The organism is Mesorhizobium sp. M8A.F.Ca.ET.165.01.1.1 (assembly GCF_004792065.1).
Lineage (GTDB): Bacteria > Pseudomonadota > Alphaproteobacteria > Rhizobiales > Rhizobiaceae > Mesorhizobium.
The window spans coordinates 145560-169696 of record NZ_SRTH01000012.1; the positions used below are offsets into that span (position 1 = coordinate 145560).

General features: G+C 63.0%; 18 protein-coding genes and 1 tRNA gene. 10 read left to right on the forward strand and 9 right to left on the reverse strand.

The annotated features are described in order from the left end of the window. Positions 1-102: 102 nt before the first annotated feature. From EN808_RS26360 to tkt, 4 genes are all read right to left on the reverse strand, one after another. Positions 103-1299, reverse strand: coding sequence for a phosphoglycerate kinase (locus EN808_RS26360; protein ID WP_135917175.1), 1197 nt, complete (start codon positions 1297-1299; stop codon positions 103-105). Positions 1300-1458: 159 nt separating this feature from the next. Beyond that, positions 1459-3339 (reverse strand): potassium/proton antiporter, encoded by a 1881-nt coding sequence (locus EN808_RS26365; protein ID WP_135863123.1) that lies wholly within the window; start codon positions 3337-3339, stop codon positions 1459-1461. Between the two features lie 184 nt (positions 3340-3523). Then, entirely contained in the window at positions 3524-4534 is a 1011-nt protein-coding gene (gap, locus tag EN808_RS26370) for a type I glyceraldehyde-3-phosphate dehydrogenase (protein ID WP_127277839.1), read from the reverse strand. 205 nt (positions 4535-4739) lie between these two features. Beyond that, complete coding sequence (gene tkt, locus EN808_RS26375) at positions 4740-6731, reverse strand: transketolase (protein WP_135917176.1); 1992 nt, start codon at positions 6729-6731, stop codon at positions 4740-4742. Positions 6732-6993: 262 nt separating this feature from the next. On the opposite strand from tkt, the gene EN808_RS26380 reads away from it, so the two are divergent. The 4 genes from EN808_RS26380 (at position 6994) to EN808_RS26395 (ending at position 9536) form a co-directional block, all read left to right on the forward strand. Further along, complete coding sequence (locus EN808_RS26380; RefSeq protein WP_015315371.1) at positions 6994-7266, forward strand: DUF4164 domain-containing protein; 273 nt, start codon at positions 6994-6996, stop codon at positions 7264-7266. 11 nt (positions 7267-7277) lie between these two features. Further along, positions 7278-7643 (forward strand): cell division protein ZapA, encoded by a 366-nt coding sequence (locus EN808_RS26385; protein ID WP_127277837.1) that lies wholly within the window; start codon positions 7278-7280, stop codon positions 7641-7643. A 214-nt stretch (positions 7644-7857) separates the two neighbouring features. Then, positions 7858-8517 carry a peroxiredoxin gene (locus tag EN808_RS26390; RefSeq protein ID WP_135917177.1) on the forward strand — a complete coding sequence of 220 codons (660 nt, stop codon included), beginning with the start codon at positions 7858-7860 and terminating at the stop codon, positions 8515-8517. A gap of 146 nt (positions 8518-8663) precedes the next feature. Beyond that, complete coding sequence (locus EN808_RS26395; protein WP_135917178.1) at positions 8664-9536, forward strand: MBL fold metallo-hydrolase; 873 nt, start codon at positions 8664-8666, stop codon at positions 9534-9536. Positions 9537-9617: 81 nt separating this feature from the next. On the opposite strand, the gene rpoH is transcribed toward EN808_RS26395, so the two are convergent. Both rpoH and EN808_RS26405 read right to left on the reverse strand, forming a co-directional pair. Next, positions 9618-10529 (reverse strand): RNA polymerase sigma factor RpoH, encoded by a 912-nt coding sequence (gene rpoH / locus EN808_RS26400; RefSeq protein WP_015315375.1) that lies wholly within the window; start codon positions 10527-10529, stop codon positions 9618-9620. A 190-nt stretch (positions 10530-10719) separates the two neighbouring features. Beyond that, positions 10720-11775 carry an RluA family pseudouridine synthase gene (locus tag EN808_RS26405; protein ID WP_127872072.1) on the reverse strand — a complete coding sequence of 352 codons (1056 nt, stop codon included), beginning with the start codon at positions 11773-11775 and terminating at the stop codon, positions 10720-10722. Between the two features lie 26 nt (positions 11776-11801). Between EN808_RS26405 and EN808_RS26410 the strand changes: the two genes are divergently transcribed. From EN808_RS26410 to EN808_RS26430, 5 genes are all read left to right on the forward strand, one after another. Then, the gene (locus tag EN808_RS26410) at positions 11802-12185 is read left to right on the forward strand and encodes a fimbrial protein (RefSeq protein ID WP_135917179.1); all 384 of its coding nucleotides are present in this window, start codon (positions 11802-11804) and stop codon (positions 12183-12185) included. A 13-nt stretch (positions 12186-12198) separates the two neighbouring features. Then, positions 12199-12612: a VOC family protein gene (locus EN808_RS26415; protein ID WP_135863113.1), complete on the forward strand. Its 414-nt coding sequence runs from the start codon at positions 12199-12201 to the stop codon at positions 12610-12612. A gap of 85 nt (positions 12613-12697) precedes the next feature. Further along, positions 12698-12772 (forward strand) — tRNA-Glu (locus tag EN808_RS26420). A 451-nt stretch (positions 12773-13223) separates the two neighbouring features. Beyond that, positions 13224-13526 carry a hypothetical protein gene (locus tag EN808_RS26425; RefSeq protein ID WP_135863110.1) on the forward strand — a complete coding sequence of 101 codons (303 nt, stop codon included), beginning with the start codon at positions 13224-13226 and terminating at the stop codon, positions 13524-13526. 15 nt (positions 13527-13541) lie between these two features. After that, positions 13542-13910, forward strand: a complete 369-nt coding sequence (locus EN808_RS26430; protein ID WP_135863108.1) for a cell envelope integrity protein TolA — start codon at positions 13542-13544, stop codon at positions 13908-13910. 44 nt (positions 13911-13954) lie between these two features. On the opposite strand, the gene EN808_RS26435 is transcribed toward EN808_RS26430, so the two are convergent. From EN808_RS26435 to EN808_RS26445, 3 genes are all read right to left on the reverse strand, one after another. Next, complete coding sequence (locus EN808_RS26435; protein ID WP_127872069.1) at positions 13955-14170, reverse strand: hypothetical protein; 216 nt, start codon at positions 14168-14170, stop codon at positions 13955-13957. Between the two features lie 412 nt (positions 14171-14582). Then, positions 14583-15431, reverse strand: a complete 849-nt coding sequence (locus EN808_RS26440; RefSeq protein ID WP_245464328.1) for a DUF6065 family protein — start codon at positions 15429-15431, stop codon at positions 14583-14585. Positions 15432-15462: 31 nt separating this feature from the next. Then, the gene (locus EN808_RS26445; protein WP_135917180.1) at positions 15463-18144 is read right to left on the reverse strand and encodes an autotransporter outer membrane beta-barrel domain-containing protein; all 2682 of its coding nucleotides are present in this window, start codon (positions 18142-18144) and stop codon (positions 15463-15465) included. Between the two features lie 1133 nt (positions 18145-19277). On the opposite strand from EN808_RS26445, the gene EN808_RS26455 reads away from it, so the two are divergent. Then, the gene (locus tag EN808_RS26455; RefSeq protein WP_189524168.1) at positions 19278-23828 is read left to right on the forward strand and encodes a PAS domain-containing protein; all 4551 of its coding nucleotides are present in this window, start codon (positions 19278-19280) and stop codon (positions 23826-23828) included. Positions 23829-24137 lie beyond the last annotated feature (309 nt).

The window sequence follows — 24137 nt, forward strand, 5'->3', positions numbered from 1 at the left end:
GCCAAAGGAATGACGCCGGAAAGCTCGAATCGATTGAAAGTCGCCGGCGCCGCCGCCGGCTCCCTTCGAGTTGATCGGATTGCCGGGGAGCCGCCGAACGCTTCAGCGCTTCAGCACGTCGACGCCGGGCAACGGCTTGCCTTCCATCCACTCCAGGAAGGCGCCGCCGGCGGTCGAGACATAGGTGAAGTCGTCGGCGACACCGGCATGGTTGAGCGCCGCCACCGTATCGCCGCCACCGGCGACCGAAACCAGCTTGCCGGCCTTTGTGCGCGCGGCCGCATGCTTGGCCGCCGCCACCGTGGCGTAATCGAACGGCTCGATCTCGAAGGCGCCGAGCGGACCGTTCCAGACCAGCGTCGCCGCGCGGTCGATCCATTCGCCGATTGTCGTCACGGTCTTGGCGCCGACGTCGAGGATCATTCCATCGGCTGGCACGTCGGAGATGGCGACGGTCTCGCAGGCGGCGCCCGCCTTGAACTGCTTGGCGACGACACCGTCGACCGGCAGGATGATGGCGCAGCCGGCTTCGGCGGCCTCGATCATGATCTGCTTGGCGGTCGGGGCCAGGTCATGCTCGCAAAGCGACTTGCCGACATCGGTGCCGCGCGCGGCGAGGAAGGTGTTGGCCATGCCGCCCCCGATAACCAGCGCGTCGACCTTCTTCACCAGGTTCATCAACAGGTCGATCTTGGTCGAGACCTTGGCGCCACCGACGATGGCGACGACCGGACGCACCGGATTGCCCAAGCCCTTCTCCAGCGCCTCAAGTTCGGCCTGCATGGTGCGGCCGGCAAAGGATGGCAGCAGGCGCGCCAGCCCTTCCGTCGAGGCGTGCGCCCGGTGGGCCGCCGAAAAGGCGTCGTTGACGAAGATGTCGCCATTGGCGGCGAGCCGTTCGGCAAAGGCGGGATCGTTCTTCTCCTCGGCCTTGTAGAAGCGGGTGTTTTCGAGCAGCAGCACGTCGCCCTTGTCCATGGCGGCGACAGCGCTGCCCGCCGTGTCGCCGACGCAATCGGAGGCGAAGCCGACGGGGCGGCCGAGCACCTGCGCGGTGGCCCTGGCGATCGGCTCCAGCGAGAATTCGGCCGAGGGGCCATCCTTGGGCCGGCCGAAATGGGCGAGCAGGATGACCTTGGCACCCTTGCCGGACAATTCGGCGATGGTCGGCGCGATGCGCTCGATGCGGGTGGCGTCGGTGACCTTGCCGTCGGCGACGGGAACGTTGAGGTCGACGCGCACCAGCACGCGCTTGCCGCTTATGTTGCCGATGTCGTCCAGTGTCTTGAAGGCAGCCATGCCGGTCCCTTTCGTCTGAAAATCGCCGGGACCATACCCCGCATCGGCGGCGATGCAAGGCTTAGGCCGAGGTCGGATGCGAAATTTTGAGACCGGCGCGGACATAGTCCGTGAATACCACTCCGGCGTATGTGGGGGCGGTGCAAACGGTCGCCCGAGTCAGCGTTCGACCGATGCCTTCTCGACCGGCGGCTCAGGGGTGTCATCCGCTTGTGCCGCCACCTGCGCCTCGGCCGGCTTGCGCCAGTTGCGGATAAAGGCGCTCAGACGGTCGCCCATCTCGCCGGCGCTGAGGAAGACCGGCACGCGCGCAACCGGCGCGGTCGGCTCGAAGGAGAGGCCCAGACCCGTGATCCTGCCCTTGTCGTCGACATCCCTGACGATCAGTTCGATCGGGCCGAGCAGCACGCGGTCGGCATATTCGGCATGGCCGCCGAGCCGCGCTGTGACCAGCGCGCCGACGGTCTGTTTCTGCTCGGCCTCGGTGAGACCGGGCGCATAGGCGGCTTCCAGTTCGGCTGCGGAACGCGCCGGATCGACGGCGAAGGCACCGAAGAAATCGGCATCCTCCGGGTCGACCACGGCGCGGCTGGCAAACAGCTTGTCGAGCAGGCGCGGATAGCGGTCGGGCACGAAGATGTAGACCTGATCGCCGGCGGCGAGCCGGCCCATGTCCTGGAAACGCATCGAACGGCCGTCACGCAGCACCAGCGAGGGCCGGGCCCAGCGCGGGATGCGCTCGCCGCGCGCCACCGGGCTGCCCGGCGCCACGCGATAGGCAAGGAGCTCGTGATGCGCGGAGCCAGGCAGTTCCAGTTCGACCTTGTCCAGCGGTCCGAGCCGCGCCGGCACGATCAGGCCGAGGCGCCGCGCCAGCGGGCCGACCGTCCAGCCCTGGATGACCAGCGACACCAGAACGATGATGAAGGCGGCGTTGAAGATGGTGCGGCCGTTCTCCAGCCCGCCGAGCAGCGGTGTGATGGCGAGCAGGATCGAGACGGCGCCGCGCAGGCCGACCCAGGAGACGAAGGCGACTTCGGGACGCGGCAGGCGGAATGGGATCAGGCAGAGCCACACGGCGACAGGTCTGGCAATGAACATCAGGAACAGGCCAAGCGCTATCGCAGGCACCATGATCGCCGGAAATTGCGAGGGCGTGGCGAACAGGCCGAGGATGAGAAACATGATGATCTGCGCCAGCCACGACATGCCGTCCTGGAAGCGCTTCAGGATGGTGACGGCGCGGATATCGGAATTGCCGGCGATGAGCCCGGCGATATAGACCGCCAGGAAGCCGGAGCCGCCAATTGCGCCGGCGGCAGCGAAGACCATCAGCGAGAGGGTCAGCACGAAGATCGGCAGCAGGCCATGGTCGAGGTTGAGCCGATCGACCAGGCGTACGATGGCGAGGCCGCCAAGCACGCCGACAATGGCGCCGAGGCCCATGTTGACGAGGAAGCCGAGGATCAGATTGGTAACCAGGACATTGGCTTCGGGATTGGCGTGGGCGGCGATGATCTCGACCAGCGTGATGGTCAGGAAGATGGCGATCGGATCGTTGGTGCCCGATTCCACCTCGAGCGTGGAGCGCACGCGCTCGCGCAGATTGATCTCGCCGGCGCGCAGCAGGAAGAACACCGCCGCCGCGTCGGTCGAGGCGACGGCGGCACCGAGCAGGAAGGATTCCAGCCAGCTGAGGTCGAGCAGATAATAGGCGGCGGCGCCGAACAGGCCGGTGGTAAGAAGCACGCCGAAGGTCGCCAGCGACAGGGCCGGTCCTGCCGCCTGCCGCAAGGCGTTGAGCGGCGTGCCGAAACCGGAATCGAACAGAATGACGGCGAGCGCCAGTGAGCCGGCAAAATAGGCGATACGGGCGTTGTCGAACTGGATGCCGAGGCCGTCGGTTCCGGTGGCGAGCCCGATGCACAGAAACAGGAGCAGGAGGGGGGCGCCGAAGCGGAAGGCGATCAGGCTCGAAAACGCGGCGGCGACAACAAGCGCCGTGCCGACCAGCGTAACGAGATAGATCGCATGCTCCATCCGTGATTTGCCCCTCGAATTCCTCTGCCTGCTGGCTTTACGGGAGAGTGGGGCGAAGGCGTGACCAGTGCAAGGCGGGAGGGTGGTTTTTTGCCCAGCGCCGCCGATTTTCGCGTTGCTGCTCCGGCAAACGAAAACGCCCGGACGAAGCCGGGCGTTTCGAGTGTCGGAAAGCGGATCTCGATCAGGCGATGGTCTTGCCGAAAGCCACGGCGGTGTCGCCCATGCGGTTGGAGAAGCCCCATTCATTGTCGTACCACGACAGCACCGAAACGAAGTTGCCGTCCATCACCTTGGTCTGGTCGAGCGCCATGATCGAGGAGCGCGGATCGTGGTTGAAGTCGATCGACACGTTCGGGTGATGGGTAACGCCGAGGATGCCCTTCAGCTTGCCGTTGGAGGCGGCGATGACCGCTTCGTTGATTTCCTGGACCGTGGTCGCGCGCTTGGCGATGAACTTGAAGTCGACGACCGAGACATTCGGCGTCGGCACGCGGATCGAGATCCCGTCGAGCTTGCCCTTGAGATCGGGCAGCACGAGGCCGATCGCCTTGGCGGCACCGGTCGAGGTCGGGATCTGCGACAGGGCGGCGGCGCGGGCGCGGTAGAGATCCTTGTGCATGGTGTCCAGCGTCGGCTGGTCGCCCGTATAGGAATGGATCGTCGTCATCATGCCCTTTTCGATGCCGACCGTTTCATGCAGGACGGCCGCAAGCGGCGCCAGGCAGTTGGTGGTGCAGGACGCATTCGAGATGACGATGTGGTCCTTGGTCAGCTTGTCGTGATTGATGCCGTAGACGACGGTGAGGTCGGCGCCGTCGGCGGGAGCCGAGACCAGCACGCGCTTGGCGCCGGCGGTCAGGTGCGCGGCGGCCTTGTCGCGGGCGGTGAAGATGCCGGTGCATTCGAGCGCGATGTCGACGCCGAGTTCCTTCCACGGCAACTGTGTCGGGTCCTTGATCGCCGTGACCTTGAACTTCTCCTTGCCGACGGTGATCTGGTCGCCGTCGACCGACACTTCATGGGGGAAGCGGCCGTGCACGCTGTCAAAGCGCAGCAGGTGGGCATTGGTCTCGACCGGGCCGAGATCATTGACGGCGACGACCTCGATGTCCTTGCGGCCGGACTCATGGATGGCGCGCAGGATGTTGCGGCCGATGCGGCCAAATCCGTTGATGGCAACTCTGACGGTCATTGTTCTCTCCCTGGGAGCTGGAAGGCGATTGGTCCGCAGCTTCATAGCGGCGGACGGGCGAAGAATCCAGCCGCAGCGGGCCGGATTTAAATCGATTAGGTTAGGCCAGTTCGGCGAAACCGCTTTTCACGCGATCTCGCCGGATTTTGTTTGGTGCATGTCGTTCCCAACGCCGCGATGCAATTTTGGGCGACCTGCCCGGGCCTCACTTGCCGTGAAGGCGGGCTTCAGCGGCCTTGGCAGCCGCATCGGCGGTGATGCCGAAATGCGGATAGAGCTGCTCGATGGTGCCGGAGGCGCCGAAGCCGGTCATGCCGATGAAGATGCCGTCGGAGCCGATGAGATGGTCCCAGCCCTGGCGGATGCCGGCCTCGATCGCCATCTTGATCGGCGCGTCGCCGATCGTCTTCTTGCGATAGGCGTCGCTCTGCTTGTCGAACAGTTCGAAGCAGGGCACCGAGACGACACGGGTCGGGTGGCCATGCTTTTCCAGAAGGTCGCGGGCGCCGAGCGCGATCTCAACCTCGGAGCCGGAGGCGAAGATCGTCACCGCGGCTTCACCGCTGGCGGCGGCGAGTTCATAGGCGCCCTGGCTGCTCAGGTTCCTTTCGGTGAACTCGGTGCGCACGGTCGGCAGGTTCTGCCGGGTCAGCGCCAGGGTCGACGGCGTCTTTTCGGATTCGAGCGCGATCTGCCAGCATTCGGCGGTTTCCACGGCGTCGGCCGGACGGAACACATTGTGGTTCGGGATGGCGCGCAGGGCCGCCAGGTGCTCGACCGGCTGGTGGGTCGGGCCGTCTTCGCCCAGACCAATGGAATCATGGGTCATGACGAAGATCGAGCGAATGCCCATAAGCGAGGCAAGCCGCATCGAGGGGCGGGCATAGTCGGAGAAGCACATGAAGGTGCCGCCATAGGCGATGAGACCGCCATGCAGCGTCAAGCCGTTGATCGCGGCAGCCATGCCATGCTCGCGGATGCCGTAGTGGACATAGCGCTGGCCGTAGTCGTCCGGCGTGATGTTCTTGGTCTGGCTGGTCTTGGTGTTGTTGGAGCCGGTCAGATCCGCCGAGCCGCCAATGGTCTCCGGCACCGCGCCATTGATCACTTCGAGCGCCATTTCCGACGATTTGCGGGTGGCGACCTTCGGCTTGTCGACCGAGAGCTTCTTCTTGTAGTCGGCGATGACGGCGTCGAAATTGCCTGGCAGCTTGCCGGCGAGGCGGCGCTCGAACTCGGCCTTCAGCTTCGGATCGGCCTTGGCGAGGCGGCCTTCCCAGTCGGTGCGCGGCTTGGCGCCGGCCTTGCCGGCGGTACGCCAGGCGTCGAGGATGTCGGCCGGAATCTCGAAAGGCGGCGAGTCCCAGTTGAAGAACTTGCGCGCGCCCGCGATCTCGTCGGCGCCGAGCGGCGAACCGTGCGCCTTGTTGGTGCCGGCCTTGGTCGGGGCGCCGAAGCCGATGGTCGTCTTGCAGGCGATCATCGTCGGCTTGTCGGAATGGCGGGCGGCTTCGATGGCATAGGCGATCGCTTCCGGATCGGTGCCGTCGATATGGCTGGCGTTCCAGCCGGAGGCCTGGAAGCGGGCGACCTGGTCGGTGTTGTCGGCGAGCGACACCGGGCCATCGATCGAGATGTTGTTGTTGTCCCAGAAGACGATCAGCTTGTTGAGCTTGAGGTGACCGGCAAGCGCGATGGCTTCCTGGGACACACCTTCCATCAGGCAGCCGTCGCCGGCCAGCACATAGGTGTAGTGGTCGACGAGGTCATTGCCGAAGGCGGCGTTCATGATGCGCTCGCCGAGCGCGAAGCCGACCGAATTGGCGAGGCCCTGGCCGAGCGGGCCGGTCGTGGTCTCGATGCCGGTGGCATGGCCGTATTCGGGATGGCCCGCCGTTTTCGAACCCAACTGGCGGAAGTGCTTGATCTGGTCGATGGTCATGTCTTCGTAGCCTGTCAGATGCAGCAACGAGTAGAGCAGCATCGAGCCATGGCCGGCCGACAGGATGAAGCGGTCACGGTCGGCCCAGTGCGGGGCCTTGGGGTCGTATTTCAGGAAGCGGGTGAACAGCACCGTGGCGATGTCGGCGCAGCCCATGGGCAGGCCGGGATGGCCGGAATTCGCCTTCTCGACGGCGTCCATGGAGAGAAAACGGATCGCATTGGCCATCCGGTCATGTTGTTCACGCGACGTCATGGTTCCTCCGAGGTGGGGGTTTGAGGGCTTGGGAGAGCCCTTGAAAAGGGTGCGCGACACATAGCAGGCGCGGGCTTTTAGTCAACAAATCGGGTGCAGATTTGCCGGTCTTGTGATGCCGTCGGCGGGCCTACATTAGCGTTAGCGGGGGACAGTCGCGAGAGCTTTGTTGACGTTGCCTTCACCCGGTGCCTAATGTTTCTGACATAACGCGTTCTGAACGCGAACGATTCGGTGATGGGCAGGGCACAGGACGAAGGCCATGACCGGGGAAACCACGCTCAAGGAAGTAATCGCCAGGCTGAGCAAGGCCATCGAGGGGCTGGAAAATGCCGTCGCGGCCAAGCTCGAGCATGAACGAGACTATTCGGAAGCCGAGGCCGAAGTGCAGCGGATGAATGCCGATCGCTCCCGGCTGGCGCAGGAGCTCGACAATTCCGAAGCGCGCGCCGAACGGCTGGAAGACGCCAACAAGGAAGTCTCGCGACGGCTGGTGACCGCGATGGAAACCATCCGCGCCGTGTTGGACAGATAGGAGCTGGCCCGATGGCACAGGTCACGGTTTCAATCGACGGCAAGCAGTACCGCATGGCCTGCGACGAGGGCCAGGAAGAGCATCTGATCGATCTCGCCGAACGCTTCGACCGCTATGTCTCGCATCTGAAGGATTCCTTTGGCGAGATCGGCGACCAGCGGCTGACCGTCATGGCCGGCATCATGGTGATGGACGAGCTTTCCGAACTGCAGAAGCGCGTCAAGGGCATGGAAAGCGAAGTGCTGACCTTGCGCAAGACGCGCGACGAGGCGCTGACCAAGGCCGACAAGAGTGACAGCGTGCTGACCAGCGCGCTTGGCGCCCTGGCGCAGCGGATGGAAGATCTGGCGACGTCGCTGGCGATCACCAAGGCCTGAGGCGCGCCTCGCCGATCCCTGGCGTTTGTCTCATGCCCGATGTCGCGCCTTATTTTTCGCGCCCGATCCGCGGACACGGAAAAATTTTTGCCCGCCGGCTGAATAGCCGTCATCTCCAGCGTTTAATCAGTCACGCTGCGGTGCTACGATCGGGCGCCGGCACCGGCCGGCGAAAAGAATACCGGCTACATTTCACAAGGGGTAGGGATAGGTCATGAGTCTTCGTATCAACGACATCGCGCCGGACTTCACCGCAGAAACCACGCAGGGAGCCCTCAAATTCCATGATTGGATCGGCGACGGCTGGGCGATCCTGTTCAGCCATCCGAAGAATTTCACGCCGGTCTGCACGACCGAGCTTGGTACGATGGCGGGTCTCGAGGGCGAGTTCAAGAAGCGCAACGTCAAGATCATCGGCATTTCGGTCGACCCGGTCGAAAGCCACGGCAAATGGCAGGACGACATCAAGACGGCCACCGGCCATTCGGTGCACTATCCGCTGATCGGCGACAAGGACCTCAAGGTCGCCAAGCTCTATGACATGCTACCAGGCGGCGCCGGCGAGACCTCGGAAGGCCGCACGCCCGCCGACAACGCCACCGTGCGCTCGGTCTACGTCATTGGACCGGACAAGAAGATCAAGCTGGTGCTGACCTATCCGATGACGACAGGGCGCAACTTCGACGAGATCCTGCGCGCGGTCGATTCCATGCAGCTCACAGCCAAGCACCAGGTGGCGACGCCGGCGAACTGGAAGCAGGGCGAGGACGTCATCATCACCGCCGCCGTTTCCAACGAGGATGCGATCAAGCGCTTCGGCGCCTACGAGACCATCCTGCCTTATCTCAGGAAGACCAAACAGCCTTCCGCCTGAAGCCAACGCGTCGCAACCGTTTTTGGTTTTTCCGCTTCTGCGAGCCAAGTCATGCTTGACTGGCCCGCGGGAGCGGACAACCATGCCCGCAATGGGTTCCGGTGGAGAAAATCGTTCCTGCCGGCCGTGGGGTGAGGGAGCCGGACGTGGATGTAGCTTTGGCCAGGCCTTTGGTCAGCGGCTTCTATGACAAGCCGACCGGGGCCATTCAGTATGTCGTCACGGACCCGGCGACGAAGCGATGTGCCATCATCGATCCGATCCTGGATTTCGACGAGAGATCCGGCGCCACCGGTACGAGGAGCGCGGATGCCCTGCTCGGTTTCGTCGGGGAGAACGGGCTGGAGCTCGAATGGATCCTCGACACCCACCCGCACGCCGACCATATCTCGGCGGCGCATTACCTCAAACAGAAGACCGGAGCGCCGGTGGCGATCGGGGACAGGATCGTCGACGTCCAGGCCCTGTGGAAGGTCATCTACAACTGGCCCGATTTTCGCGCCGACGGCACGCAGTGGGACAGGTTGTTCGCCGAGGGCGAGACGTTCCGGATCGGAACCCTTCCGGTCAAGGTGCTGTTCTCGCCAGGACATACGCTGGCGTCGATCACCTATGTGGTGGGGGATGCGGTCTTCGTGCATGACACGATGTTCATGCCCGACAGCGGCACGGCGAGGGCGGATTTCCCTGGCGGCAGCGCCGCACGGCTCTGGCGCTCGATCCAGGACATCCTGGCGTTGCCCGACGAGACGCGTGTCTTCGTCGGCCATGACTATCAGCCCGGTGGCCGCGAGCCCTTGTGGGAAAGCACCGTGGCGATACAGAAATCCACCAACACCCATCTTGTCGCCGCGCGCACCGAGGCCGAGTTCGTGGCGCTACGCGAGGCGCGCGACCGCACATTGCCGATGCCGCGGCTGATCCTGCATGCGCTGCAGGTCAACATGAACGGCGGACGGCTGCCGGAACCGGAAGCCAATGGCCGGCGGTACCTCAAATTTCCACTGGATTCGCTTTGAGGTAACCGTGGCTCGCTGGGCGTACAAAAAAGCGGCGCCAGTTTCCTGACGCCGCCTTGATATTCCTGGCCGATCCCGGCTTTAAGCCGCCGGCTGTGCCTCAATGGTGCGCAGCGCCTGCATCTGGCGCTTGGCGGCGGCCTTGACGGCATCCTGCACCTTCTCGAAGGCGCGCACCTCGATCTGGCGAACACGCTCGCGGCTGATATCGAACTCGGCCGACAGTTCTTCCAGGGTGAGCGGCTCCTCGGCGAGGCGACGGGCCTCGAAGATGCGCCGCTCGCGATCGTTGAGCACGGCCAGAGCGCCCGACAGCATGCCGCGCCGGTTTTCCAGCTCGTCCTGCTCGATCAGCATCTCTTCCTGGCTTTCGTGGTCGTCGACCAGCCAGTCCTGCCATTCGCCGGACTCGCCTTCCGTCGCCCGGATCGGCGCGTTGAGCGACGCGTCGCCGGACAGGCGGCGGTTCATCGACACCACTTCGGCCTCGGAAACGTTCAGCCGCGTGGCGATCTCGGCGATCTGGTCGGGCTTCAAGTCGCCGTCGTCCAGCGCCTGGATCTTGCCCTTCACCTTGCGGAGATTGAAGAACAGACGCTTCTGGTTGGCGGTCGTGCCCATCTTGACCAGGCTCCACGAGCGCAGGATGTACTCCTGGATCGAGGCCTTGATCCACCACATGGCGTAGGTGGCGAGGCGGAAACCACGCTCGGGTTCGAATTTCTTGACGGCCTGCATCAGGCCGACATTGCCTTCCGAGATCACCTCGCCGATCGGCAGACCGTAGCCGCGATAGCCCATGGCGATCTTGGCGACGAGCCGCAAATGGCTGGTGACGAGCTTGTGCGCGGCCGTGGTGTCTTCATGCTCGGCGTAACGCTTGGCGAGCATGTACTCTTCCTGCGGCTGAAGCATGGGAAAGCGGCGGATTTCTTCCAGATAGCGGCTGAGGCCGCCTTCGCCGGAAACGATACTGGGTAATGACTGGGCCATGATAGCGCCCCCTCTCTATTGGAGTGATGCCCCCGAAACGCGGCGGGCATGTGACGCGAGCACCAAAAGGCTCGCCCGCGACATCAGAACTTATACAGGAACAAAACCAGAAAAGACAGGCATTTGTTCAACACGAAACAGTGTGTCACGTTGAAGTGAACAATGCCACTCAGGTTTTTTGATGGCAGGTTCAGAGTTTGCGAAAGCTGCCGACAAGTTCCTCCATGTCCCCCGGTATCGGCGCCTCGAACCTCATCGTTAGATGGGTAGTGGGATGCCGAAATGCAAGGAGCCAGGCATGCAAAGCTTGCCGGGAAAATGCCTTGACCTGACTTTTCAGGGGCTCCGGCAGTCGGTTGGCCTTGGTACGGAACGCCAGGCCGTAATCGGGGTCGCCGATAACGGGGTGGCCGATATGGGCCATGTGAACGCGGATCTGGTGGGTGCGGCCGGTTTCCAACCGACATTCGACGAGGCTTGCGGTGGCGAATTCCCGCTGGTCATCGCCGAAACGCTCCTGCACGGCAAAGCGGGTGACGGCGTGGCGCGCGTCGTCGCGGCCCTCCGGCACGACAGCGCGGCGCACCCGGTCGGCGGCGCGGCCAAGCGGCGCGTCGATCGTTCCAGTAGGCCTCTGCGGTATGCCCCAGACCAGCGCAAGGTAGGCTCGTTCGAGGTCGCCCGTCAGGCCGTGGTCGGCGAAGGCCTCCGACAGCGCCTTGTGGGCGCGGTCGGTCTTGGCGACCACCATGACGCCGCTTGTCTCCTTGTCGAGTCGATGGACGATGCCCGGCCGGCGTACCCCGCCGATGCCAGACAGGCTGTCGCCGCAATGGTGGATCAGCGCATTGACCAGCGTGCCGGTCCAGTTGCCGGCGCCGGGGTGCACGACCAGCCCGGCAGGCTTGTTGATGACGATCAGTTCGTCGTCTTCATAGAGCACGTCGAGTGCGATGTTCTCGCCCCGTGGCTGCGCCGGTTCCGGCTCCGGCATGGCCACCGAAACATTTTCGCCTGCGCTCATCTTGCGCTTGGTTTCGTCGACCGGCTTGCCGTCGATGACGACGGCGCCTTGCCTGATCAGCATCTGCACGCGACTGCGTGACATGTCCGGGCCGAGGGCCGCCGCCAGCCACTGGTCCAGGCGTTGGCCGGCCGCATCCGCGCCGGCGACCAGCAAGGTGGGCGCAGCCCCCATCAACAGGTCCTCTATCAATTCGGGGGCCTCTTCGCTATGAGCGCTCATCGAAAAACCATTCTGGAATATTTGCCATGGCCCGGCCCGATGCCGATGAAGAACAGGAAAAGCCGCTTGACCCCGAGGTCGACAAGCTGCGCGGCAAGCTCATCCGCTTCATGGCCATTAATCTCAGCCTGCTCTTTCTGGCTCTTATGGTGGTGATCGCGGCGATTGTCTACAAATCACGCAAGGCGCCGCCGGCCAACCCGGCGCTGTCCGGCGACGTCCAGAAGCCGGCGGGCGAGCCGGCCAGCGCCGATATCGTCCTGCCGGTGGGCGCCAAGGTGGTCAGTCAGTCGCTGTCGGGCGATCGTCTTTCGATCGATGCAGAACTCGCGGACGGGAGCCGTGCGATCTTCGTCTATGATATAGCAGAGCGCCGCCTGATCGGCCGTTTTGCAATCCGCAACAAATAGGCAGGCAAAGACGGTGGCCGGATACTCCGAACATCGCCGTGTCGCGACCGTGGCGCTGGTTGTCGCAGACTATGACGAAGCGATCGCCTGGTATGTCGGCCGGCTGGGCTTTCTGCTGGTCGAGGACGTCGATCTCGGCGGCGGCAAACGCTGGGTGATCGTCGCGCCGGCAAACGGGCAGGGCGCCAGGCTGCTGCTTGCCGAAGCATCCGACGAGGCGCAGAGGAAAAGCATCGGCAACCAGACCGGCGGCCGGGTCTTCTTGTTCCTCGAAACCGACGACTTTGCCCGCGACCACGCAATGATGCTGGACAAGGGCATCGAGTTCCGCGAGGCGCCGCGTTGCGAAGCCTATGGCACCGTGGCCGTTTTCGCCGATCTCCATGGCAATCTCTGGGACCTGATCGAGCCGAAACGGCAGGGCTGATCAGAGCCGTTCGGCAAAGTCCACGAAGTCTGGAAAGCCCAGTTGCTTTTTGCCAGCCGCCAGCCTATATCGCCCCTTCTTGAGCGCGCCCATCGTCTAGCGGTCAGGACACCGCCCTCTCACGGCGGGAACAGGGGTTCGATTCCCCTTGGGCGTACCAAGCAACGGCGCGGTCGTTGATCTCAGGACAATCGAACAATTTCTCACCAGTACCGGCATGGGCTCTGCATGCCTCGAAAGAGCGCGCAAATGCCGCGAGAGCCCGGGACGTCGTGTGCCCGGATCCACCCAATTTAAGTCAGGCCGCGGCGCTTGAAAGCGCTGCGATCTCTGATACTTGCGGGGCGGGGTAGCTTTCGCGGCAACGCGGATTTCGGGTCGGGTAGAGTTTGGAATGACTTCCGTGACGATGATATGCACGCACTGCCATGGCGGCGGCAAGGTTTTCGATTGCTCCAGATGGCGTGCGTCAAAAGGGCATTGCTGCCCGCAAGGGACGCATCAAAGTGGTTGTCCCGGAAAGACCATGGTGTGCGCGCAGTGCGCGGGTCTCGGGACGGTGCCAGAAGCCGAATTCAGGGCGGTCGCATAGGCCGTCCTGCCGCAAGAGGATGGCTTCGCGGCTCAGCGATTCCCGACTGGGCGCGTGGGACGACAGGCGCGTTAAGGTTTGGTTTACCAATAGCCTGTCTATTGGGGTCAATTCGCTTTCGGCCCGCGACCACGGATGTACTGGCGCAACTGCCGAGGTGAAAAGGAAAGGTCGGCTCAGTGCCGGCCTTTTTGTTTTCGGCTATTGGCTCACATTGGCCATGCTCTGTCCGAACAACTTTTTGGCAAGGGATATTGCCATTGCCGGTGTTGGCTCTACCATCGATCCCGGCGGTCCCGTGCGGATTGCCGGCTGGTCGTGACGATGAGGGCTTGCGATGAAGGGTGTTGCCGAACTGGTCATTGCGGGTGTGATGTCGATAGGGATCGTCTGTCCGTCGAATGCCGCAACACTCAACAACATGGACGATGTCGGAGCCGCGATCCAGTCATGCTGGACGCCGCCCGCCGATGCCGGGAATTCGACTGTAACCCTGAGCTTCAGTTTCAAGCGCGACGGCACTCTGATCGGTCCGCCGCGGCCAACCGCGGCCAACGTGGCCGGGGACGAGAAGGCGCGCAAGTCGTTCATTGATGCGGCCGTCGCCGCGGTCAAGAATTGCACGCCGCTGAATTTTTCACCTGATCTGGCGCAAGGCATTGGCGGCAACGTCTTCACGTTGCAATTCGTTTCACCCAAGAAATAGCTCTCAAGACAATTGCTGCCGAGCCTTTTTCCCCAGCCGGCAGATCAATGGCTCAGGCGCCGCAGTTCGGCATGCCGTGCCAGGTCCGGTGTCTCGAAGACATAGTCGCTCCAGGCCGATTCCGGAATCTGCCCTGCGAGATAGCACTCCAGCAACAGGTTTTGCTCGGCATTAAGCGGCCGTGGGGCACGCTCGTGATCCAGCCCGAGAGAGTGAAAAAGGTTTCTTGTCAGTTCCGATACCGTGAAGTGGATCGACATCTGCGTTCTCCTTCGCCCTTCAACGCAGCAGCACGGGCAAAGGTTTCAAGGCCAGCCACCGGTAACGCCTGATTGATCGCATCGGCTAGAGGGATCGCTCAATGCCCCCGGTTGGAGGCCGAGAAGTCCAGCTTGCTGGTCTTGATGTTGCTGGGGATCACTTCCCCGGCGTCCTGATCCGTGAGTGTGCGGGCCGTCAGCCCGACGACGCGGTCAGCCTTTAGGCGGATATCGATCCGGACGACAGGTCCGATTTCAAATCACCGGTTACCGCAACGTGCTTTCATTCCAGATGACATGCCCGTCGTCGTCCCAAAGCTGGTGGGCGCGCGGGAACAGGGTTCGATTTACTTTGGGTGGACCAACTGCTCGGTCGTTGCTCCGCAAATCATCGAACCGTCGACGCACGCGATCATTTCGTTGCGAATGGTCGCAAGCGCAGTCTGCTTTGGTGCCCCTCCGGACAGGGGGCCCCCGATGGGTATACACCGCGGAAATATGATTTCTGCCATTTGTCCTGGGCAGGTCTTGATGCCGGATCGGCCAGCGCGGCGTTGAAGTTGTCCCGGCTTTCCGACCAATGCTTGAACTCGCCTTGGAGCTCCGGATTTTCAGCAAGGTTGCGTAGCTCCGGCGTCACGCTGTCGAGACCGCCACGCGCGAGCGGGAACAAATGGCAAAAAGGTTCGCCGGTTTCAAAATGTACCCTCTGGTTCGGGCGCGTGAACTTCCAGTTCATGGTGAAAGTGTAGGGCGACCAATCAGTCTCGATGATCCCCGACAGTGCCGCGATGCCGTCTTTCGGACGATTGAGGGGGCCGGTCACGAACAGATTGGTTCCAGGGTCCGTCCGGAAAAGACAAGGGACGTGGAATGTGAGCGTTCCGTTGCCAAAATGGGTGACCGCTGGTGGAACAGTTCCAGGTTTTGGCTTTATTCGGATAGCGTCGACGCTGCCGCGGCCGTCCCAGATGGCCGAAAAGGCAGTCGCGCACAAAATTTCCCAGCCATGAGCATTGGCTATGTTCAGCGGCAGGCATCGGTAGGCAAACCGCTCGTCGGTATTGTCCATCCAGTCCCGTTCGGGCGGTGCAGGCCGGATGCGCAACTCATGTCCCTCGGCGACGTAGGCGATAAGCTGATTCATGAGATGGAGGCTCTGTTGTTGCCTGAACGAGTTTCGCTCTTGACCGCCCTCGATGGCAACAGGATTCGCCATCGCCTGGGACGCACCAGCCTGGTGCAAGGTCGCGCTCGCCACGAGGCGCGGCCCAGGTACTCACATCGGCACGTTACCATCTCACCTTCAGTCCGATCTGGCCGCCGAACGTCTGCTGATGGGTGCTGTCGATATCGAACGAATAGCTGACGTCGCCGAATGCTGAAACGTTATTACTGACGTCGAAGGCCGCGCCGCCATTCAGCTCGAGCCAGGTTCCGCTGGTGTCAAGCACAAGCGGGGTGGTGTTGAAGGTAACGACCGACTCCGCCGAAAAGCCGTGCCAAAGGTTGATGCCGGCATGTGCCAGCACCTTTCCCATGCTGTGTTCCAGGCGTGCCCCGATTCGCCCGGTCATTGCGTCGAACGGGTCGTGGCCGATGGCGGAGAATGGATCCCGGCTGTCATCGAAGTGGATGCGCTGCCATATCAGCTGCGCTTGCGGCTCAATCGCCCAGTCTTGGGCAAACATGTAGGGCAGGCCCGTCTCGGCCGAGGCGGCGAAGCTGTTGCCCTGAACATCGCTGCCGATTCCGCGATTCGATTCGGAGGTGCCGTCAAGCCAGGCGTACTTGGCCACGACATCGACATACCAGCCGCTAGGTGCTGTGTGGGTCCAGTAACCGGCGATGCTGTTTTCGGTCAGATCGAGACTTCCGGCGGGCAACTCCAGGCCGCCCAGCACGTTGCCGCTGATGTCGCCGGACGCTTCGGCATGCGTGTAGAACAACCCGAAACGGTCGACATGGCCGTTGTCGTGTTCGACGCCTGCGATATCGCTGCCAATCTGCAGGCCCCAATAATTGCCGTTGAATTCCGGTCCAATTTTGAAGTCGGCGATGCTGAGCGTTGCGTCGGCGCCAAGATCGCTTTGAGCACCGAACACGCGGCCCCAAACGGCGGGCGGCGGGCTGCCATCCGCCGGCATGTCCGAGCCCTGCGAGTCGGGGGCTGAATATATCAAGGCGCCATCACCGATCAGAAGCGACTGGTCGCCGCGTCTTTGATGGAAAGTGCCGAGCGTCATCAGCCCCATTCGCTGTGCAACGAGCGGCGCGATCACATGCCCCGGAACCTCCGGACGAACGTTCGGGATCGGCGGTGGTGGTGGTGGCGGCGGCGGTGGTGGCGGCGGCGGTGGCGGCGGCGGTGGCGGCGGCGGCGGTGGCGGCGGTGGCGGTGGTGGCGGTGGTGGCGGCGGTGGCGGCGACACTGTGTTGCGCAGGAACCAGTCGTTATCCGTGGCCGCTGATGGCGTCACGCCGCCGCGAAACAGATTGTATTCGAATACACCGGCGGCGACGGGGCCGCCGAGCGCAAACGCGCCGGCAGTGGTGGTGGCGCCGTTGGTCGCATCGACAACCTGGATGCCGTTGCCGGTCGTCAGGGCGCCAGGCCCGTCAACATTCGTCACAAGAATGCTGGTCGAGCCACGCCCCGCGCCATTCTCGATAACAAGCCGATCGGAGGGAGAATTGTCGGTGCCAAGGAAGGTGTTGAGCAAAAGACGACCATCCTGGCCGACGTAGTTGCCGTGGATCGTGAACGTGTCATGCAGGGAGGTTCCGGTGCCGGGCGCCGGCGAATCATTCGTTAGGTCGATGGCCCCGGCATTGTTCACCGTGACCAGCTGCGACGAATCGAACGGCACGACCCCATAACCGAACGAATTGCCCGCCAGGACCGAACTGGTGGAATCGATAGAGAGCGTCCCAGTTCCTGTTTGCGTGTCGCCGAGCGTCAGAACGCCCGTCGTAAAGATGAACCTCAGCTGCGACCGGTTGGTGAGCCTGAAGTCTTCCCAGTTGACAATATTCGTGGGTTGGTCGCCCTGCTGAGCACCCTGGTCGTTGGTGGTATGGTCCCAGGTAAACGTGTCGGTCCCCAAGCCGCCGTCGATGATCTTGCCGGCGGTCAGGTTGTTTTGCGTGAGACGGACAAAAAGGGCAGTGTCATCGCCATCGCCCATCTGCACGGTCGCTGCGACATTGCCGACGATCCACCTGAAGTTGTCGTTACCCGAGCCCATGTCGACGGAAGTCTGAACATCTCCCGCGGCCAGATCCAGTACATCATCTCCGGCGCCGAGGCTGATCGAGCCGGCGAAGAACCCGAGGTTGATCACGGCATCGTTAGAATTGCCCGTGCTGGTGACGCCGTTCTGAACCTGACCGTCGGCAAAGTTGATGATGTTGTTGACACCCGACCCCGCAAGAAAGACGCCCCCGTCGATCAGGCCATGGTTGTTTAGCTGGAAGGTGCCGTTGTCGGTCGCGCGAACTGCATTGTCCAGCACCCCTGCGTTGTTCAAGGTGAAACTGGTGTTGCCTATAGCGATCACATCGGCGTTGGCCGTGCCTAGATTGTTGAACGTGCTTGTGCCCGGTCCCTCAATCGTGACGGGAGCGTTGAAAACCGCCGTGGAATCGGCATTGACCGTGACCGACAACCCCGCGGACGTGAAGCCGCTATTGATTTGCCCCCTGCATTCAATAATCAGGGTACCGGGAGGCGCTTCCACGCAGGCGGCAAAAGCCCGCAGATCGCTCAGGCAAAGAAGCGAGGCGGACGCAACAGACTGAAGAAGCATGTTACGAACCGTCAGAGGGTTTCGGCAACCCCGCTTGGCTGCGCGCTGATCGGGAAATCGGGCCGAGGTCCTCTCGGATCCGTTGGCCGCGTTCATGCGCTCGGCGGGATGAGTTCGAACGGCTTTCAAATAGGCAATTCTGGACGTGCGAAACCGCTCAGCCATAGGTCAATCCATAACAGCCGCGCACCCCGGTACAGACGTTGGTTTGCATCGTCAGGATTGTCAATCTCATGAAATTGTCGAGAATGATTACTGAAATTGACGTGTCATATATGCAACATTGGCCTCTGGTCGTACATGATCTCAGCTCAAGCAAAGATTACAACGAAGCACTGCCGCCCGAGAGACCACGTTAATCTTCCTCGCATTGTATCGCGCCGGAACTGCCTGGTGGCCAGACATCAAGCTTTGCCGACGGGGTTCGCAATGCTCCTGAGTCCATGATTTAGCTCAGGCCGCGAGACTTAAAGCGCAACAATCGCTGTTAGTTGCGGTGCGGGGTGGCTCTCCGGCGACGCGGATTTTGGTCGGGCAGAATTGGGATGGCCTCAAGCGGGACGCGATGTGGCCGCTTTCGCGTTGCGATCGCGCCCGCCATCATTTGAAAGGATCCTACAAATCCAGAAGCCGTGGGCGGTTGCCCTGATTGACCGGGTGCACCGCTTCCGGCGTGGCGTGGCCTATTGGCAGGACGATTTGCGCCAGATCTTGTTTTTATGCATGTCGTCTTCCCAAACGAGGTCACTTTTGGGCGACATGCACTAGTCGCAGACCATGCGAACCCTTTGGCCGGGTGCGCTCACGTTCCTGCATGCCAATTGTTTTTCGGAGTCCGATGACTGCGGAGGCTGCGGTGATACCTTGGTCTGATACCGCCTGTGCACGGCAGGCTTGGCTCTGCGGTCGGAAACCCGCCCGGGTTGCTGGGGCGGTCCCGGAAAGGCACCAGTGTCGACCTGAGGCTGGTAGTCGATATTGGGCGGCGGCCGGTCCCAGATCCGCCTGGCGTCGAGCGGTCGTGGGATAATGACCGTGCCGTCATAGCTGCGCGAGCAGCCGCCGCCGAAAAGCAGCGCCACGCCCAGCAAGAAAGGCCCTATCCGTCCATACATTAGCACCACCCCTGCGCATGCTTATAGCGCGGCCTTGCTCCACGCCACAACCGGACGGAATAACGCAGCAGGAACAGGCCGGTTGCGCCGTTAAGGTTAGCGGATCGTTAATGCTTCTGCGGCACATTCCGCCGACGAACCGCGGAGGGAGGGTTCGGCCTTGATTTTCGGGGTGGGGACAGCATGGCGGAAGTGGACGAAGCAATCGGCGCGCGCGGCAAGCGCGACCCCGGCAAGGCCGCCGCGCATGGCGGCGACGGATCATCCGGCGTCGACATGGATGGCGCCGACGTGCTGCGCCAACTCGTCGAAGCGGGCTCGGACTGGATTTGGGAAACCGATGCGGAACTGCGCTTTTCCTGGCTTTCACAAGGCTACCAGGCGGCGACGGGTATCGATCCGGCTGACGTGCTCGGCCGGTTCCGCTTCGATTTTCTCAATCAGGTCCTGAAGGGCAACCGCAGCGCGGCAGGCCATCTGGAGGATTTGCAGGCGCACCGGCCGTTCCGCGACTTCGTCTACGAACTGAAGGGCGGCCGCCCCGACTGCCGCTGGGTGCTGACTTCAGGCTTCCCGCGTTTCGACGGCGACGGAAAATTTGCCGGCTATCGCGGCATGGGCCGCAACGTCACCGCGCTGGCCAGCGCCTTCGAGGGCATGGAACCGCCGGTTGGCAGCGAGCCAGTCCGGCATCTTGCCGATCTCGAGCGGACGATGGACGCCATGCATATGGGCGTCGTGCTTCTGGACGCCAGGCTCGACACACTGATCGTCAACAAAGCCTATCGCGATCTCTCCAGGATTCCGGATGGGGCCGTGACCGTCGGCGCGCCGTTCAGCCTGTTGATGGAACTCAACCGCCGCAACGGCATCTATGGCGACATCGACGAGAAGCAATGGCAGCGCTACCTCGCCACCCGCGTCGAGGAGATCAGGGCCGGTACCGTCGCGCCTCGGGAGTTTGCCCACGCCGACGGGCGGACCATGATGTTCTCCGTCACGGCTCTGTCGGGAGGCAAGCGCCTGTTGACCTACTATGAGGTCACCGAGGTCAAGCGGCGTGACGCCGAGATCGAGAATGCCAACGCCAAGATCGCCGAGACTTTCGCCAATCTGCGCACCATGGTCGATCAGATGCCGATCGGTGTTCTCGTCCTCGACGCCGACATGCGTGCCGAGGTCATCAACCGCGCCTTTTACGATTTCTGGCAGATCGACGCCCGGCGCGCCGAGACCGGCTGCAGCTTCCGCGAGCTGATGGACGCGAGCCGCGACATCGACCCGTATGGTTCGGACGACGCGACATGGCAGCGGCATGTGGCCGAGCGCGAGGCTGAAATCAGGGCCGGCATAGCCGGATCGCGGCAGTTCCCGCGCAATGACGGCCGGACGCTGATCTCGTCGATGGCGCCGCTGGCCGGCGGCAAGCGGTTCATTTCCTATGTCGATGTCACCGACATGAAGGATCGCGAGGCCGAACTCGCCGAAGCGCTGGAAAAGGCGCGGCTGGCGGAAGCGGTGATCAACGGCGTCAAGGATCCGATCTTCGTCAAGGACGACAATCTGCGCTTCGTCTTCGTCAACGAGGCCTTCGCGGCGCTGTTCAAGCAGGCGCCGCAAGCCATGCTTGGCAGGCCGGGAAGCGATTTCCTCGGGCCGGACCAGGTCGCGCTGTTCGAAAGCAGCGAACGCGAGGTGCTGGCCAGCGGACAGCAATACGAAGTGGAAGAAAGCTTCGAGGCCGGCGGCGCCAGCCGTTCGCGCATCGTCAGGAAGAATCGCGTCCGCGTGGCAAGCGGCCGCGACTATGTCGCCGGCTTTCTCTTCGACATTTCCGACATGAAGCGGCGCGAGACCGAAGCCGAAGATGCGCGCAAGCATCTCGCCAACGTGCTGGAATCGCTGCCAGCCGGCGTTATCATCTACGACCGGGACGACAAGTTCGTCTTCGCCAACCACAGGCTGCAGGATACCCTGCCGACGCTGAAGCCCTTCTGGCAGCCTGGCCGCACCTTCCGCGAAGCGCTGGAGTTCGGTCATTCGGTCGGCTATTTCCGTTCGAGCGGCGATCCCGGGATCGACAGCCTGTACGAAGTCGACCCCGAACGCTGGCTCGACGGCATCCTGGCGCGTTACCGGCTGCCCAATTCTTCTTATGAGCGCCTCAATGCGGATGGACGCTGGTACCAGGTCTATGACATGCGCACCGGCGACGGCACGTTCATCGGCGTGCGCGTCGACATCACCGACCTGAAGAGCCGCGAGGCGGCGCTTCGTGACTCGATGCGCCAGATCGATCTCTTCCGCCACGTCATGGACGAGTTGCCGGTGGCCGCCTTCATCAAGGCGCAGGACCTGAGCATCGAATTCGTCAACAAGGCGTGGTGCGCGCTAACCGGTCTCACCAAGGACGATGTCATCGGCCGGACCGACCGCCAGCTGTTCAGCGGCGAGGAAGCGGAGGGCTTCAGCCACGACGACACCGATGTCGTGACGAACGGCAATGTGCGCGAGGTCGAGGAGCCCGTTACCCATCGTGACGGCACGGTGCGGCAGTTGATGACGCGCAAGAGCCGCCTTGTGGCCACCGACGGATCGGTGCATGTCGTGGGCTCCAGCACCGATATCACCGACGTCAAGGCACGCGAGCAAGCCCTGGAAGAGAGCATGCGCGAGAACGAGGTGTTCCGCAGCCTTATCGACAACGTACCGGTGTCGATCTACGCCAAGCGCTCCGACCTCCGGCAATTCTATGTCAACAAGGGCTGGTGCGACCTCACCGGCTTCAGCAAGCAGGAGGCGATCGGCAAGACCGACGTCGAGATATTCGGGCCGGATGGCGAGGCCTTCGTGGCCAGCGATCTCGCCGTGCTGCGTACCGGCGAGACCCAGGAGATCGAGGAGACGGTTCGCCTTCCCGACGGCAGCGTCAGGCATCAGTTCGCCCGCAAGGGCGCAATGATCGCCTCCGACGGTTCGCTCTACCTGATCGGTTCCACTACCGACATTACGGAGCTCAAGCAACGCGAAGCGGAGCTCAGCGAGGCACGCCAGCGCGCCGTGCTCGCCGACCGCGCCAAGTCGGAATTCCTCGCCAATATGAGCCACGAAATCCGCACGCCGATGAATGGCGTGCTGGGCATGGCTGAACTCCTGGCCAAATCCAATCTCGATCTGAAGCAGAAGACGTTCACCGACATCATCGTCAAATCGGGCAACGCGCTCCTGACCATCATCAACGACATCCTGGATTTCTCCAAGATCGATGCCGGCCAGCTGGTGCTCGATCCGGCGCCCTTCAATCTCGCCGAGGCGATCGAGGACGTGGCGACGCTGGTGTCGACGCGGGCCAAGGAAAAGGACCTCGAGCTCATCGTGCGTATCGAGCCGCGGCTCGAAAGGCTGTTCATCGGCGATGTCGGCCGCATCCGGCAAATCGTCACCAACCTGCTCGGCAACGCGGTGAAGTTCACCGATGAAGGCCATGTGCTGGTCGACGTGACCGGAGAACGGGTTCCGACGGGAACCAGGCTGACGATCTCGGTCACCGACACCGGCATCGGCATCCCCGAGGAAAAGCTGAAACTGGTGTTCGAGAAATTCAGCCAGGTCGACACGTCGTCGACGAGGCGCCACGAAGGCACCGGCCTTGGCCTTGCCATCACCTCGCGGCTGGTCGACCTGATGGGCGGCGACATCGGCGTCGAGAGCGCCGAGGGCAAGGGATCGACCTTCTGGTTCACGGTGACGCTGCCCGGGGCCGGGCAGCAGAACGGGCAGCGCATCACGCCGGTGGACGTGACCGGCGCACGCGTGCTGATCGTCGACGACAATGCCGTCAACCGCGCCATCCTGACCGAGCAGATGACCTCCTGGACGTTCGATTCCTGCGCTGCCGAAAGCGGCGCCGAAGGCCTCAAGGTGCTGATCGCCGCGGCAGCTTATGGCGTGGCGGTCGACTGCGTGGTGCTCGACTACCAGATGCCCGAGATGACCGGCGCCGAAATGGCGCGCATCGTGCGCAATACCGAGGGCCTCGCGGACACGCCGATCATCATGCTGACCTCGGTCGACCAGTCGCTTGCCAACACCAGCTACCGCGATCTTGGCATCGACGCGCAATTGATCAAGCCGGCACGCTCCTCGGCGCTCCTGGAGACGCTGGTCGCGACCATCCAGCGCCATCGCCACACCACCAGCGGCCACGCCGTTCAGCCGCCAGCGGGCGAGGTGCTCGAGGTTGCCCTGCGGTCGTCTCTGGCGGTAGCCGAGCAGCGCGCGCAGCTGCAGCCGCCACCGGTTCGTCCCAGGCCGCCTGCCACGGTCGGCGGGCACAGGCTGGATATCCTCGTGGCCGAGGACAATGAGGTGAACCAGATGGTCTTCACCCAGATCCTCGGCGAGACCGGATATGGTTTCGAGATCGTCGGCAATGGCCGCAAGGCGCTCGACGCTTTCCGCACGCTCAACCCGTGCATGATCCTGATGGATGTCTCGATGCCGGAGATGAGCGGTCTCGAAGCGACGGCCGCGATCCGCCTGCTGGAGCAGGAAACCGGCACGCATGTGCCGATCGTCGGCGTCACCGCGCATGCGCTCAAGGGCGACCGCGAACGCTGCCTGGAGGCGGGCATGGACGACTATCTGCCCAAGCCGATCAGCCCCAGGGCCCTGCTCGAGAAGGTCGAGCGCTGGGTTGGCGCCGGCCGTCAGGTCCACCGCAACGCGGGATAGCACCCCCGTCGCCCGGATTTCAGGATCCGGCGAGGCAAATCAAGGGAATCAGCAGGGGATTTGCCGCTACCCCTGCGTGCAGTGACTATGGTGCGATCGCGCCATATCAAAGGCTGCCTCCAGCCGGAACAATAGCAAAATCGAATTCCGCTCTTCTCGGTTACGGGCGGGAGCAGCGACCGCCTGCAAGAAACAGCGTCACCTACCCCAACGGACCTGTTTTTGGCGATGGCCCGGCCATGACACGCTCTGGCTGCGAGCAACGCGCTCCCGTCCGGATTTTATTCACGTGGGAAAGCTCGGTCGAAT